This window comes from Frigoribacterium sp. PhB116, from assembly GCF_004364285.1.
Classification (GTDB): domain Bacteria; phylum Actinomycetota; class Actinomycetes; order Actinomycetales; family Microbacteriaceae; genus Frigoribacterium.
Genome location: NZ_SOBE01000001.1, coordinates 214,754 through 229,243 on the forward strand (window position 1 = coordinate 214,754; position 14,490 = coordinate 229,243).

General features: G+C 70.7%; 14 protein-coding genes. 12 read left to right on the top strand and 2 right to left on the bottom strand.

From position 1 onward, the window contains the following. Window positions 1-32 precede the first annotated feature (32 nt). The 6 genes from sepF (at window position 33) to dnaE (ending at window position 7,111) form a co-directional block, all read left to right on the top strand. Window positions 33-587: a cell division protein SepF gene (gene sepF / locus EDF20_RS00920; protein ID WP_123545581.1), complete on the top strand. Its 555-nt coding sequence runs from the start codon at window positions 33-35 to the stop codon at window positions 585-587. Between the two features lie 74 nt (window positions 588-661). Further along, window positions 662-958, top strand: coding sequence for a YggT family protein (locus tag EDF20_RS00925; RefSeq protein ID WP_123545583.1), 297 nt, complete (start codon window positions 662-664; stop codon window positions 956-958). Between the two features lie 159 nt (window positions 959-1,117). Continuing rightward, on the top strand, window positions 1,118-1,951 hold the full coding sequence (locus EDF20_RS00930; RefSeq protein ID WP_133737442.1) for a DivIVA domain-containing protein: 834 nt from the start codon (window positions 1,118-1,120) through the stop codon (window positions 1,949-1,951). 4 nt (window positions 1,952-1,955) lie between these two features. Further along, entirely contained in the window at window positions 1,956-2,591 is a 636-nt protein-coding gene (lspA, locus tag EDF20_RS00935) for a signal peptidase II (RefSeq protein ID WP_243833324.1), read from the top strand. After that, complete coding sequence (locus EDF20_RS00940) at window positions 2,588-3,511, top strand: RluA family pseudouridine synthase (RefSeq protein WP_123545587.1); 924 nt, start codon at window positions 2,588-2,590, stop codon at window positions 3,509-3,511. The genes lspA and EDF20_RS00940 overlap by 4 nt, the downstream gene beginning before the upstream one ends. Window positions 3,512-3,595: 84 nt before the next feature. Next, window positions 3,596-7,111 carry a DNA polymerase III subunit alpha gene (gene dnaE / locus EDF20_RS00945; RefSeq protein WP_123545589.1) on the top strand — a complete coding sequence of 1,172 codons (3,516 nt, stop codon included), beginning with the start codon at window positions 3,596-3,598 and terminating at the stop codon, window positions 7,109-7,111. A gap of 80 nt (window positions 7,112-7,191) precedes the next feature. Here dnaE and EDF20_RS00950 read toward each other — a convergent pair whose 3' ends face one another. Continuing rightward, the gene (locus EDF20_RS00950) at window positions 7,192-7,722 is read right to left on the bottom strand and encodes a flavin reductase family protein (protein WP_133737443.1); all 531 of its coding nucleotides are present in this window, start codon (window positions 7,720-7,722) and stop codon (window positions 7,192-7,194) included. A gap of 101 nt (window positions 7,723-7,823) precedes the next feature. On the opposite strand from EDF20_RS00950, the gene hisD reads away from it, so the two are divergent. From hisD to EDF20_RS00965, 3 genes are all read left to right on the top strand, one after another. Continuing rightward, the gene (gene hisD, locus EDF20_RS00955; protein WP_133737444.1) at window positions 7,824-9,134 is read left to right on the top strand and encodes a histidinol dehydrogenase; all 1,311 of its coding nucleotides are present in this window, start codon (window positions 7,824-7,826) and stop codon (window positions 9,132-9,134) included. 99 nt (window positions 9,135-9,233) lie between these two features. Continuing rightward, complete coding sequence (gene nrdR / locus EDF20_RS00960; protein WP_133737445.1) at window positions 9,234-9,716, top strand: transcriptional regulator NrdR; 483 nt, start codon at window positions 9,234-9,236, stop codon at window positions 9,714-9,716. After that, complete coding sequence (locus EDF20_RS00965; protein WP_279586162.1) at window positions 9,713-10,756, top strand: quinone-dependent dihydroorotate dehydrogenase; 1,044 nt, start codon at window positions 9,713-9,715, stop codon at window positions 10,754-10,756. Before nrdR ends, EDF20_RS00965 begins: the two co-directional genes overlap by 4 nt. Before the next feature lie 82 nt (window positions 10,757-10,838). On the opposite strand, the gene EDF20_RS00970 is transcribed toward EDF20_RS00965, so the two are convergent. Beyond that, window positions 10,839-11,414 carry a DUF3043 domain-containing protein gene (locus EDF20_RS00970; protein ID WP_133737446.1) on the bottom strand — a complete coding sequence of 192 codons (576 nt, stop codon included), beginning with the start codon at window positions 11,412-11,414 and terminating at the stop codon, window positions 10,839-10,841. 42 nt (window positions 11,415-11,456) lie between these two features. Here EDF20_RS00970 and EDF20_RS00975 point away from each other — a divergent pair, with 42 nt between their 5' ends. From EDF20_RS00975 to coxB, 3 genes are all read left to right on the top strand, one after another. Next, window positions 11,457-12,872, top strand: coding sequence for a dipeptidase (locus EDF20_RS00975; RefSeq protein WP_133737447.1), 1,416 nt, complete (start codon window positions 11,457-11,459; stop codon window positions 12,870-12,872). A gap of 131 nt (window positions 12,873-13,003) precedes the next feature. Then, entirely contained in the window at window positions 13,004-13,384 is a 381-nt protein-coding gene (gene erpA, locus EDF20_RS00980; protein ID WP_133737448.1) for an iron-sulfur cluster insertion protein ErpA, read from the top strand. A 207-nt stretch (window positions 13,385-13,591) separates the two neighbouring features. Then, window positions 13,592-14,479, top strand: coding sequence for a cytochrome c oxidase subunit II (coxB, locus tag EDF20_RS00985; protein WP_233568925.1), 888 nt, complete (start codon window positions 13,592-13,594; stop codon window positions 14,477-14,479). Window positions 14,480-14,490: the final 11 nt, after the last annotated feature.

Below are 14,490 nucleotides of genomic sequence, written 5' to 3' on the forward strand. Positions count from 1 at the left end.
GACACAACGCCCCACGACCCGGAGGACACCCCATGGCCAACCCCCTGCGAAAGACGATGGTCTACCTGGGCCTCGCCGACGAAGAACTCGAGTACGACGAGCAGGAGCAGCGGCAGGAACAGCGCCAGCAGCCTGCCCCGGCCGCTCAGCCGGCCGCTCGTCAGTCCTCCGCGGCGGCACACGCCTCCCCGGTCGCCCCCGTCCCCGCGCCGGCACCTGCCCCCGTCGCGACACGCGCCCCCGTGACGCCCCTGCGTCGCAGCTCGACCTCCTCCACCTCGAAGAACACGGTGCCCCACGACATGAACGAGATCCTCACCGTCCACCCCCGCGAGTACAAGGACGCCCAGGCGATCGCCGAGAGCTTCCGGGACGGCATCCCCGTCATCATCAACCTGTCGCAGATGACGGAGGCCGACGCCCGTCGCCTCGTCGACTTCGCCAGCGGCCTGTCGCAGGGCCTCTTCGGCAAGATCGAGCGCGTCACGAACAAGGTCTTCCTCCTGTCCCCGGCCCACATCGCGGTGAGCGGCGAGCAGGCCGAGGTAGAGTCCGACATCGAGGCGTCCTTCTTCGCGCAGTCCTGAGCCGCGGCGTCCCGACGCCCCGACTCCTCTCCGTGGCTCGACCACGCCGACCAGTGTGAGCTGATGACACCCCGATGACGTTCCTGATCGCCTCGATCGCGTACTACGCGCTCCTCCTGTTCTTCCTGCTGATGTGGGGGCGCTTCGTCCTCGACCTGGCGCAGTCCTTCAGCAGGGGGTGGCGTCCCCGGGGCCCCGTCCTGGTGCTGGCCGAGATCGCCTACACGGTGACCGACCCGCCCATCAAGGCCATCCGGCGCGTCCTCCCGCCCGTGCGGCTGGGGTCGGTGGCCCTCGACTTCGGGTGGAGCATCATCATGCTCGCCGTCGTCATCCTCATGGGCGTCGCCAGCGGGCTCCGCTTCGCATGACGTCCGGCCTGGCCTCTCTCCGCACGGCGAGAGGGTAGGCTGCTACGAGGGCAACCGCGCCCCCGCTGCCCTCCGGGGCCAGTGTTCGCTACGGTGTAGTCGAACGACACAGACCACGATCACGATCACGTGATCCCACAGATGCACGAGGTGACGGCAATGGCTTTGACGCCTGAAGACGTAGTCAACAAGCGGTTCCAGCCGACGAAGTTCCGCGAGGGCTACGACCAGGACGAGGTCGACGACTTCCTCGACGAGGTCGTCGCAGAGCTGCGACGACTCGGCCAGGAGAACGACGAGCTGCGTCAGCGGCTGTCCTCCGCCGAGTCGGCGGGCGGCTCCGCCGTCCCCGCCCCGGTCGCCGCCAGCGCCCCGGCATCGGCTCAGGCTCCTGCCTCGGCGCAGGCCCCGGCGTCCGCCCCGGCACCCGAGTCCGAGCCCGCCCCGGTCTCCGAGCCGGCGCCCGCGTCGGTCCCGGCTCCCGTCGAGGTCGCGCCCGAGCCTGAGGCAGCACCCGAGCCGGTCGCCGCCGCGGCGGTCGCCCCGGTGCCGGCCTACGCCGGGCCCAGCCAGGACGACACGGAGAGCACCAACAGCCTCCTGCAGCTCGCTCGTCGCCTGCACGAGGAGCACGTCCGCGAGGGCGTCGAGAAGCGCGACGCCCTGATCGCCGAGGGGCAGTCGACGTCGGCTCGTCTCGTGGCCGAGGCCGAGGCCAAGCAGCGCGACGTCGTCACCGAGGCCGAGGCTCGCTCCCGCGAGGTCGTGGCCGAGGCCGAGACCAAGCGCCGCGAGGTGCTCGAGCAGCTCGCGACCGAGCGCACCGGCCTGGAGCGTCGCATCGACGACCTGCGCACGTTCGAGCGCGACTACCGCCAGAAGCTCAAGGGCTACATCGAGGGCCAGCTCCGCGACCTCGAGGCCGAGTCCGGCGAGCAGCAGCCCGCCAGCGGCTTCGCTCCCGCCAGCGCCCAGGGCTTCGGCTCCAACTAAGGTCTTGACGCAGAGCACTCCTCCGACGAAGGTCAGCGTCCGCATCATCGCGGCGCTGGCCTTCGTCGCTGTCACGGCCTATGTGCTCGACCAGGTGTCGAAGCACCTCGTGACCACCCGTCTGGTCGAGGGCGAGAGCGTCGACGTCGTGGGCGAGTTCTTCCAGCTGCACTTCGTGCGGAACCCCGGTGCGGCCTTCTCCCTGGCCAGCGGCACGACCTGGGTCTTCTCGATCGCCGCCTCGGCCGTCGTGGTCGCCATCGTCGTCTTCGCCCGGCGCATCCGGTCCCGGGCCTGGGCGGTCATGCTGGGCATGCTCCTGGGCGGCACGCTCGGGAACCTGACCGACCGTCTCACCCGTGAGCCCTCCTTCGGGCAGGGGCACGTCGTGGACTTCCTCTACTTCCCCTCGCTGCTGCCGGCGATCTTCAACGTGGCCGACATCTTCATCGTGTCGAGCATGGGGCTGCTGCTGCTGCTGACCCTGCTCGGCGTCAATCTCGACGGCACCCGGACCACGAAGGCGAGCGCGGCGCGGGACGCGGCGACCGACCAGGCCGCCGACGAGACGACCGCTGCGGGGTCCGTGACGGACGCCGACGCCGCACCTCCTGCGGCCCGACCGTCGGAGCGCCCGTGACCGAGTCCCGCCAGCTGCCCGTGCCCGACGGACTCGCCGGCGAGCGGGTCGACGCCGCGTTGGCCAAGCTGCTCGGCTTCAGCCGCACCTTCGCCGCCGAGGTGGCGACCTCCGGGGGAGTGGCCGTCGACGGTCGCCCCGTGGGCAAGTCCGACCGACTCGAGGCCGGCGCCTGGCTCGAGGTCACCTGGGCGCCGCGCGAAGCCCCGACCGTCGTGCCGCTCGACGTCCCCGGCCTGGGCATCGTGCACGACGACGACGAGATCGTCGTCGTCGACAAGCCCGTCGGCGTCGCCGCCCACCCCTCGGTCGGCTGGACCGGGCCCACGGTGCTCGGCGGCCTCGCGGCGGCCGGGTTCCAGGTCGCCACGTCGGGGGCGGCCGAGCGCGCGGGCATCGTGCACCGCCTCGACGTCGGCACCAGCGGCCTCATGGTCGTGGCGAAGTCCGAGCGTGCCTACGCACAGCTCAAGGACGCCTTCCGCGAGCGGACGGTCGAGAAGATCTACAACGCGGTCGTGCAGGGCCACCCCGACCCGCTCACCGGCACGATCGACGCCCCGATCGGCCGTCACCCGTCGTCGGACTGGAAGTTCGCCGTGGTCGTGGACGGCAAGCCCTCGGTGACGCACTACGAGACCGTCGAGGCGTTCCGCTCGGCCTCGCTGCTCGAGATCCACCTCGAGACCGGTCGCACGCACCAGATCCGCGTCCACATGGCCGCCCAGCGCCACCCCTGCGTGGGCGACGCGACCTACGGGGCCGACCCGACCCTGTCCGCGGCCCTCGGCCTCGGCCGGCAGTGGCTGCACGCCGTCCAGCTCGGCTTCCGCCACCCGGGGACGGGCGAGCCGGTCGTCTACCGGTCGACCTACCCGGACGACCTGCAGCACGCGCTCGATGTCCTCCGTGCGGCTTAGGCTGTCCACCTGCCGCTGAACCGGCGCACCACCACAGAACTGCAGATCCACCACAGAACCGTCGAACCACAGACGAGGAGCCGCGTGGCCTCGAAAGATTCCTTCGTCCACCTGCACGTCCACAGCGAGTACTCGATGCTCGACGGTGCGGCCCGGGTCAAGCCGCTGATCGCGGAGGCCGCCGCCCAGGGCATGCCCGCCGTCGCGGTCACCGACCACGGCAACGTGTTCGGCGCCTACGATTTCTGGAAGACGGCGACCGACGCCGGGGTCAAGCCCATCATCGGCACCGAGGCCTACATCACGCCGGGCACGCACCGGGGCGACAAGACCCGCATCCGCTGGGGCGACGGCGGCCGCGACGACGTCTCCGGCGCCGGTGCGTACACGCACATGACGTTGCTCTCGCAGAGCACGGCGGGCATGCACAACCTCTTCCGGCTGTCGTCGCGCGCGTCCCTCGAGGGCTACTACTTCAAGCCGCGCATGGACCGCGAGCTGCTGTCGCAGTACTCCGACGGCCTCATCGCCACGACGGGCTGCCCGTCCGGCGAGGTGCAGACGCGCCTCCGACTGGGCCAGTACGACGAGGCGGTCAAGGCCGCGGCGGACTTCCGCGACATCTTCGGCGCCGAGAACTACTTCGCCGAGATCATGGACCACGGCCTCGGCATCGAGCGCCAGATCATGGGCGACCTCCTCCGCCTCGCGAAAGACCTCGGTCTGCCCCTCGTCGCCACCAACGACCTGCACTACACGCACGAGCACGACGCCACGAGCCACGCGGCGCTGCTCTGCGTCCAGTCGGGCTCGACCCTCAACGACCCGAACCGGTTCAAGTTCGACGCCGACGAGTTCTACCTGAAGTCCGCCCAGCAGATGCGGCACCTCTTCCGCGACCACCCCGAGGCCTGCGACAACACCCTGCTCATCGCCGAGCGCTGCGACGTCCAGTTCAACACCTCGGCCAACTACATGCCGCGCTACCCCGTGCCCGAGGGCGAGACGGAAGAGACCTGGTTCATCAAGGAGGTGGAGAAGGGCCTGGTCTACCGGTACCCGGACGGCATCCCCTCCGACGTCCGCAAGCAGGCCGAGTACGAGATCGGCGTCATCACCGGCATGGGCTTCCCCGGCTACTTCCTCGTCGTCGCGGACTTCATCAACTGGTCGAAGGAGAACGGCATCCGCGTCGGTCCGGGACGCGGCTCGGGCGCCGGGTCCATGGCCGCCTACGCGATGCGCATCACCGACCTCGACCCGCTCCGCCACGGCCTCATCTTCGAGCGCTTCCTCAACCCCGACCGTGTCTCGATGCCCGACTTCGACGTCGACTTCGACGACCGTCGCCGCGGCGAGGTCATCCAGTACGTGACCGAGAAGTACGGCGACGAGCGCGTCGCCCAGATCGTCACCTACGGCACCATCAAGGCCAAGCAGGCCCTGAAGGACAGCTCGCGCGTGCTCGGCTTCCCCTTCGGGATGGGCGAGAAGCTCACGAAGGCCATGCCGCCCGCGGTCATGGGCAAGGACATCCCGCTCACGGGCATCTTCGACAAGGCCCACGAGCGCTACAAGGAGGCGGGCGACATCCGGACGGTCGTCGAGACCGATCCCGAGGCGAGGACGGTCTTCGACACTGCCCTCGGCCTGGAGGGCCTCAAGCGCCAGTGGGGCGTGCACGCGGCCGGCGTCATCATGTCGAGCGACCCCCTGATCGACATCATCCCGATCATGAAGCGCGAGCAGGACGGCCAGATCGTCACGCAGTTCGACTACCCCGCTTGCGAGTCGCTCGGGCTGATCAAGATGGACTTCCTGGGTCTCCGCAACCTGACGATCATCAACGACGCCCTCGACAACATCCGCACCAACCGCGGCTTCGACCTCGTCCTCGAAGACCTCGAGCTCGACGACCGGGCAGCCTACGAGCTGCTAGGCCGCGGTGACACGCTCGGCGTCTTCCAGCTCGACGGCGGGCCCATGCGCGGGCTCCTGCGGCTGATGAAGCCCGACAACTTCGAGGACATCTCGGCCGTCATCGCGCTGTACCGCCCCGGGCCCATGGGCGCGAACTCCCACACGAACTACGCGCTGCGGAAGAACGGCATCCAGGAGATCACGCCGATCCACCCCGAGCTCGAGGAGCCCCTGAAGGAGATCCTGTCGACGAGCTACGGCCTGATCATCTACCAGGAGCAGGTGATGGCGATCGCGCAGAAGGTCGCCGGGTTCTCGCTCGGCCAGGCCGACATCCTCCGTCGTGCCATGGGCAAGAAGAAGAAGTCCGAGCTCGACAAGCAGTACGCGGGCTTCGAGCAGGGCATGTTCGACAACGGCTTCTCACCGGACGCCGTCAAGATGCTCTGGGACATCCTGCTGCCCTTCTCCGACTACGCGTTCAACAAGGCGCACTCCGCCGCCTACGGCGTCGTGTCCTACTGGACCGCCTACCTCAAGGCCCACTACCCGGCCGAGTACATGGCCGCGTTGCTCACGAGCACCGGCGACTCGCGGGACAAGCTCGGGCTCTACCTCAACGAGTGCCGACGCATGGGCATCACGGTCCTCCCGCCGGACGTGAACGAGTCGATCGGCTTCTTCGCGGCCGTCGGCGACGACATCCGCTTCGGCATGGGCGCGGTCCGGAACGTGGGGTTCAACGTCGTCGACCACGTGATCGCCGCCCGCCAGAAAGAGGGGGCCTTCGCCTCCTTCCACGACTTCCTGCGCAAGGTCCCGCTCCCCGTCGCGAACAAGCGCACGGTCGAGTCGCTGGTGAAGGCCGGGGCGTTCGACAGCCTGGGCTCGACCCGCCGGGCCCTGGTCGAGATCCACGAGTCCGCGGTCGAGGCCGCCGTCAACGAGAAGCGCGCCGAGGCCAACGGCCAGGTCGGCTTCGACTTCGACTCCCTCTGGGACGAGCCACAGGACGTCCAGCACGTGCCCGAGCGACCCGAGTGGTCGAAGCGGGACAAGCTGGCGTTCGAGCGCGACATGCTGGGCCTCTACGTCAGCGACCACCCGCTGGCCGGGCTCGAGCTGCCGCTCGCGAAGCACGCGAGCACGACGGTGACCGACATCCTGTCGAGCGAGCCCACCGCGATCGACGGCGAGACGGTCACGATCGCCGGCCTCATCACGAGCGTCCAGCACCGGGTAGCCCGCAACTCGGGCAACCCGTACGGCATCGTCACGGTCGAGGACTTCGGCGGCGAGATCTCGGCGATGTTCCTGGGCAAGACCTACCAGGAGTTCGGGCCGTCCCTCGTCGGCGACTCGATCATCGTGCTGAAGGGGCGCGTCAGCGTCCGCGACGACGGCATGAACATGCACGCCGCGAGCATGTTCATGCCCGACCTCGGCGTCGGTGCGTCGCAGGGCCCGTTGGTGCTGCAGATCCCCGAGCACCGCGCCACGACCGACACCGTCACCGAGTTGGCCGCGGTGCTCGGCCGGCACACCGGCGGCACCGAGGTGCGGCTCCGGCTCGTCAAGGGCGACGTCGCCCGCTCGTTCGAGATCCCGATGCCGGTCGACGTGACCGCCGACCTGTACGGCGAGCTCAAGAGCCTCCTCGGGCCCGGCTGCCTCGTCTGACGTCCGAGCGTCCCGGTGACGCACGAGGGCCCCGCGGACTCGAGTCCACGGGGCCCTCGGCATGTGGACGTCCGCTTCGTCTACGCCTCGAGGTGCACGGGCCGGAGCCAGCGGCGGTCGTGGTACAGCAACGCGTCGTCGTCGGCTCCCGTGCCGCCGTCCTCGACCTGCACGACGACGACGGCGTTGCCGTGCACGTGCAGCCGCTCGACGATGCGGCCGGTCATCCAGGCGGTGACGTCGTGCAGCAACGGGAGGCCGTGCGGCCCCTCGCTCCAGTGGTCGCCCTCGAACCGCTCGGCGGCCGGGCCGGCCATGCGGCGCGCGAGGCCCTGGTTGCGGAGGCCGAGCAGGTGGATCACCACGTGTTCGGTCTCCTCGATGGCCCGCCACGAGCTGGCGGTGCGCGCCATGTTGAAGGTGGCGAGCGGCGGGACGGCGGCGAGCGAGGCCAGCGAGGTCGCGGTGAAGCCGACGGGTCGGCCGCCCGAGTCCCGGGCGGTGACGATGGCGACGCCCGCGGCGTGGCGGCGGAAGCCGGCCTTGAACGCGGCGAGGTCGGCGGGGTCGGGCTGGGCAGCCGCGGCTGCTGGTGCGGTGGTGTCGGGCATGACGGGTGGGCGCCTCCTGTGCTCTGCTGCCGGGGGAGTGGCGGGCGCGTCCGCACCGTGACGGCTCGCGCGGGGCCCGCTCGGGCTAGGCTCGACGGGCCATGATCCAGACCACAGACCTCCGGGGCCTCAAGCCTACCCACGCCGACCTGCTGGGCCTCGTGCCCCGGTCGCACGTCGACGTCGCCGCCGCCTCAGGTTCCGCGGCCCAGATAGTCCAGGCCGTGCGCGAGCGCGGCGCGGACGCCCTGCGCGACCAGGCGGAGCGCTTCGACGGCGTCCGCACCGACGTGTTCCGCGTCGAGGCGGCGGCCATCGCCCGAGCCGTCGACGAGCTCGACCCCCTGGTGAAGGAGGCGCTGATCGAGTCGATCGCCCGCGTCACCGAGGCCAGCAGGGCCCAGGTGCCCGAGGGCTCCGTGACCGTCCCGGCCCCCGGGGCGCTCATCGAGCAGCGCTGGCAGCCGGTCGCCCGGGCGGGCGTCTACGTCCCCGGCGGCAAGGCCGTCTACCCGTCGAGCGTCGTCATGAACGTCGTGCCGGCCCTCGTCGCCGGGGTCGGCTCGGTCGCGCTCGTCTCACCCGGGCAGCGCGACTTCGGCGGCGCCGTCCACCCCGTCATCCTCGGCGCGGCGGGGCTCCTCGGCATCGACGAGGTCTACGTCATGGGCGGGGCGGGCGCCATCGCGGCCCTCGCCTACGGAGTGCCCGAGATCGGGCTCGAGCCGGTCCAGGTCATCACCGGCCCCGGCAACAACTACGTGGCCGCCGCGAAGCAGCTCGTCCGCGGACGCGTCGGCATCGACGCCGTGGCGGGCGCCACCGAGATCCTCGTCATCGCCGACGACTCGGCCGACCCCACGCTCGTCGCCGTCGACCTGATCAGCCAGGCCGAGCACGACGAGGAGGCCGCTGCCGTCCTCGTGACCACCTCGGCGGAGCTCGCCGACCGGGTCCGCGACGAGCTCGTGCGGCTCGTCCCGCGGACGCTGAGCGCGACCCGCGTGCAGACCGCCCTCGACGGCCGCCAGTCGGCCCTCGTGCTCGTCGACGACCTGGCGGCCGCCGTCGACTTCAGCAACGCCTACGGGCCCGAGCACCTCGAGATCCAGACGCGCGACGACGAGGGGGTCCTCGCGGGCGTCACGAGCGCCGGTGCGGTCTTCGTGGGCCCGAGCACCCCCGTGAGCCTGGGCGACTACCTCGCCGGCTCGAACCACGTCCTGCCCACGGGCGGCCAGTCGCGGTTCTCGTCGGGACTCGGCGCGTACACGTTCCTCCGGCCGCAGCAGATCGTGCGCTACGACCACGACGCCCTGGCCGAGGTCGCCGACAGGTTGGTCGCCCTGTCGCGCGCGGAGCTGCTGCCCGCCCACGGCGAGGCCGTCGCGGCGCGTCTCCACAAGCCCTGACCGGTCGTCCCGGCGGCGTCCGTGCGGGGCGCGGCCGAGCGTGTCCCGCCCGGGGCGTCGAGGGGGCGGGGTGCGGGGCCCCAGTACGCTGAGGGCACCATGTTCTGTCCTTTCTGTCGCCACCCCGATTCCCGCGTCGTCGACTCCCGCACGAGCGACGACGGCACCTCGATCCGTCGGCGGCGCCAGTGCCCGAACTGCGGTCGTCGCTTCAGCACGACCGAGACGGCCAGCCTGAACGTCGTCAAGCGCAACGGCGTGCTCGAGCCCTTCAGCCGGGAGAAGATCATCTCCGGCGTCCGCAAGGCCTGCCAGGGCCGTCCCGTCACCGACGGCGACCTGGCCGTCCTGGCGCAGAAGGTCGAGGAGGCGGTGCGTGCGTCGGGCACGTCGCAGATCGAGGCGAACGACATCGGCCTCGCGATCCTGCCGCCCCTGCGCGAGCTCGACGAGGTCGCCTACCTGCGCTTCGCGAGCGTCTACCAGGCCTTCGACTCCCTCGAGGACTTCGAGTCGTCGATCACGCAGCTCCGCGACGAGCACCGTGACCGCGTGCGCACGCCTCGATCGGTCGACGAGTGAGGACCCCCTACCGGGTCCTGTTCGACGTGGTGCTCTCGAAGATGGACCCCGAAGACGCGCACCACCTCGCGTCCCGGGTGATCCGGGCAGTCCCTCGGATCGGCCTGGCGCCGCTCGTGCGCCGGTTCACGGAGCCGCACCCTTCACTCGCCGTCGAGGCCCTGGGCCTCCGTTTCGACTCGCCGTTCGGCGTCGCCGCGGGCTTCGACAAGGACGCGACAGGCATCGCCGGTCTCGGGGCCCTCGGCTTCGGCCACGTCGAGGTCGGCACCGTCACGGCCAGGGCCCAGCCGGGCAACGAGCGACCGAGGCTGTTCCGTCTGGTGCCCGACCTGGCGGTCGTCAACCGCATGGGCTTCAACAACGGAGGCGCGGCGCAGGCAGCCGGCGAGCTCACCCGCGCACGGCGGGCCTCCGTCCGACCGGTCATCGGGGTCAACATCGGCAAGAGCCGTGTGGTCGAGGTCGACGACGCGGTCGACGACTACCTCGTGAGCACGCGCCTGCTCGCCCCGCTGGCCGACTACCTGGCCGTCAACGTCAGCTCGCCCAACACGCCCGGTCTCCGCGGCCTGCAGGAGCTCGACAAGCTGTCGCCGCTGCTCCGCGCGGTCCACGCGGCCGCGGGCGACACCCCCGTGCTCGTCAAGATCGCCCCCGACCTCGACGACGACGGCATCCGCCACATCGCCGAGCTCGTCACCGAGATCGGCCTCGGGGGAGTGATCGCGACGAACACGACCCTGTCCCGTTCGGGGCTGCAGACGTCGCCCGCGGTCGTGGAGTCCGCGGGGGCCGGTGGTCTCTCCGGCGCCCCGCTCGCGGCCCGGTCGCTCGAGGTCCTCCGGGTGCTGCGCTCGGTGCTGCCCGACGAGACGTGCGTCGTGTCCGTCGGGGGCGTGACGAGCGCGGCCGACGTGCAGTCGCGCCTCGACGCCGGGGCGACGCTCGTGCAGGGCTATACGGCCTTCCTCTACGAGGGGCCGCTCTGGGCCCGGAAGGTCAACCGGGGGCTGCGCGCCCTCCGCCGAGCGGCGTGACCGGTCTCGGCAGCCCCGAGAGGCGCGCCCGACACGAAGGAGCCCCCGACCATGTGGTCGGGGGCTCCTCCGTGCGGCCTGGCTACAGCGTGGGGAACTCGCGGCGCTTGACCTGCGGCTTCGGCAGCCGCATCGGCTTCATCTGCATGGCGCGCATCGCGGTGTACCAGCGGTTGCCCTTCTGGAGGCCGTCGTCGCCGAACCTCGCGCGCAGCTGCGACGAGACCCGCTGGCCGGCGAGCAGGCAGTCGGCGACGGCGAGGATGAAGAAGCCCCACAGGACGAACAGCGTCGTCGTCTGGACCGCGACGTTCTGGACGATGCTCATGACGATGACGAGCACCATGACCGGGATCATCGCCTCGCCGACGCTGTAGCGAGCGTCGACGTAGTCGCGGATGAACTTGCGCTGCACGCCCTTGTCGCGCTCGGGGAGGAACTTCTCCTCGCCGTTCGCGAGTCCGACGCGCTGGCGCTCGCGCTGCTCGGCGAGACGGGCGCGCTGGGCCTTCTGCGCCTCCTTGCCGGTGGCCACGAGCGGGCGCTGGTTGGCGGCCTCGCGTTCGCGACGGGTCGGCGTCGGCCGTCCCTTGCCGGTCGTCGGCGACTCGGTCTCGTCGACGGTCGTCGTGATGGTCTTGTCAGGTGCCTTGGCCACGGAGAGTCCTCGGGGGTTGAACGAGTTCCTAAGATTACCTGCATGACCGACTCGCAGCACCCCGTGACCCCGACCGATCCTCGTACTGTCAGCGAACTCGCGGAGGCGGTGCAGGGCGGCTTCCCCGCCGCAGTCGCCGACCTCGGCGGCCTGGTCCGCATCCCGTCCGTCTCGTGGGACGCCTTCGACCCCGCGCACGTGGCCGCCAGCGCCGAGGCCGTCGCCGAGCTCGTGCGGGGCACGGGCCTCTTCGAGACCGTGCAGGTGAGCCGTGCGCCGATCGGCGACACCGGCGCCCTCGGCCAGCCGGCCGTGCTCGCCCGGCGCCCCGCGCGCGACGGAAAGCCGACGGTGCTCCTCTACGCCCACCACGACGTGCAGCCCCAGGGCGACGACGCCGACTGGGACTCGCCTCCGTTCGAGCCCACCGTCAAGGGCGATCGCCTCTACGGGCGGGGCGCCTCCGACGACAAGGCCGGCGTGATGACCCACGTGGCGGCGCTGCGGGCCGTCCGCGAGGTGCTCGGCGACGACCTGGGCGTCGGCGTCGCGGTGTTCATCGAGGGGGAGGAGGAGTTCGGCTCCCGCTCGTTCGCCGACTTCCTGCGCCAGCACCGGGACGACCTCGCGGCCGACGTCATCGTCGTCGCCGACTCGGGCAACTGGAGCACGACCGTCCCCGCCATCACCGTGGGGCTCCGCGGCAACGTGACGTTCCGGCTGACCGTCCGCACCCTGGCGCACGCGTCCCACTCGGGGATGGTCGGCGGCGCGGTCCCGGACGCGATGCTCGCGATGGTGAAGCTGCTCGCCACGCTGCACGACGACGCGGGGAGCGTCGCCGTCGCCGGGCTGCACAGCCGCGAGGCCGAGCACCCCGAGCAGAGCGAGCAGCAGCTGCGCGAGGAGGCCGGGCTGCTCGAGGGCGTGACGCCGATCGGCACCGGTCCGCTGCTCAGCCGCGTGTGGTCGCAGCCGTCGATCACGGTGACGGGCATCGACGCGCCGAGCGTCGCGAACGCGTCGAACACGCTGTCGCCCGAGGTGTCCGTCCGGATCAGCGCGCGCATCGCTCCCGGGCAGGCCGCGTCCGAGGCCTACGCGGCCATCGAGGCGCACCTCCGCGAGCACGCCCCCTTCGGCGCGCACGTCGAGATCGACGACGTCGACCAGGGCGACCCGTTCCTCGTCGACACCAGCGGCTGGGCCCTCGCCGAGGCCACGGCGGCCATGACGGAGGCCTGGGGGGAGGCGCCCCTGCAGATCGGCATCGGCGGCTCGATCCCGTTCATCGCGGACCTGGTCCGGACGTTCCCCGAGGCCCAGATCCTCGTCACGGGCGTGGAGGACCCCGACACGCGCGCGCACAGCCCGAACGAGTCGCAGCACCTCGGCGTGCTGCACCGTGCCGTGCTCAGCGAGGCCGTGCTGATCGCCCGCCTCGACGCACGGAGCTGAGGCACGACGGGGTCGACGGTGCCCGTGCACCGTCGGCCTCGTCGGCCCTGGTCGCCGGGAACAAATCCCGGCACGGGCTGCTTACACTGGTCAACGACGAGTGCCCCTGCGCACCGACCCGAGGAGGCTCCATGACCGACACCGCGACCCCCGCCGTCGAGACGGCCGCCGGCGACACGACGACCGCCCACGGCGTCACGATCACCGCGACCGCCGCCGACAAGGTGAAGAGCCTCCTGACGCAGGAGGGACGTGACGACCTCCGCCTCCGCGTGGCCGTCCAGCCCGGTGGCTGCTCCGGCCTCATCTACCAGCTCTACTTCGACGAGCGCCTCCTCGAGAACGACGCCACGGTCGACTTCGACGGCGTCGAGGTCGTCGTCGACGCGATGAGCGTCCCCTACCTCGACGGCGCTGCCATCGACTTCGAGGACACGATCCAGAAGCAGGGCTTCACCATCGACAACCCGAACGCCCAGGGCAGCTGCGCCTGCGGCGACAGCTTCCACTGACGCAGGAGGCGCCTCCCGGGCGATGCTGAACGGTCACCACACGAGAGGGACCGCCGAGAGGCGGTCCCTCTCGTGCGTCCAGGTGGCTCGTGCTCGAACGACTCGGCGGGGCCGCGTGCAGAGGCCCGGTCAACCTGCGAGTAGGCTAGGGAAGTCCCGTCCTAGACTGGGAAGACCCCAAGCTGTCGTGTCATCCGAGAGGTAACAGTGCGTTCTAACCGCCGTCTTCGTTGGGCCGCCATCCCCGTGGCCGCCGTCATGGCCCTCGTCCTCGCGGGATGTACGCCCGAGCAGCTCCAGGGCTGGCTCCCCACCACCGCGGGCACCACCAACCACGTCGACAGCATCATCGGCCTGTGGGTCACGTCGTGGATCGTCCTGCTGATCGTCGGCCTCATCGTCTGGGGCCTCATCATCTGGACCTGCATCGCCTACCGGCGTCGCAAGGGCCAGACCGGTCTCCCCGTGCAGCTGCGCTACAACATGCCGATCGAGATCTTCTACACGGTCGTGCCGCTCATCCTCGTGCTGGGCTTCTTCGCCTTCACCGCCCGTGACCAGGCCGCCATCGAGGAGCCGACCGCGAACCCCGACGTGAAGATCGACGTCTACGCGAAGCGCTGGGCCTGGGACTTCAACTACATCGACCAGCAGCAGGAAGACGACAGCGTCTACTACCAGGGCATCCAGGCCCAGGAGCTGCCGAGCGGCGAGGTCGACCAGGACCAGCTCCCCGTGCTGTACCTCCCCGTGGGCAAGACCGTGCAGATCGACCTCAAGTCGCGCGACGTCGCCCACTCCTTCTGGATCGTCGACTTCCTCTACAAGAAGGACACGATCCCCGGCAAGACCAACTACATGTACTTCACGCCCGAGAAAGAGGGCACGTTCACGGGCAAGTGCGCCGAGCTCTGCGGCGAGTACCACTCCCTGATGCTGTTCAACGTCAAGGTCGTCTCCGAGGGCGAGTACGAGGACTACCTCGACACGCTCGCCGACGAGGGCAACACCGGCCTCCTGGGCGACCAGTACAACACCAACACCAACCAGCCGAACAACGAGGCGCCCGTCGCCGCCGGTTCGGACGAGAAGTAAAGGCACGGGTT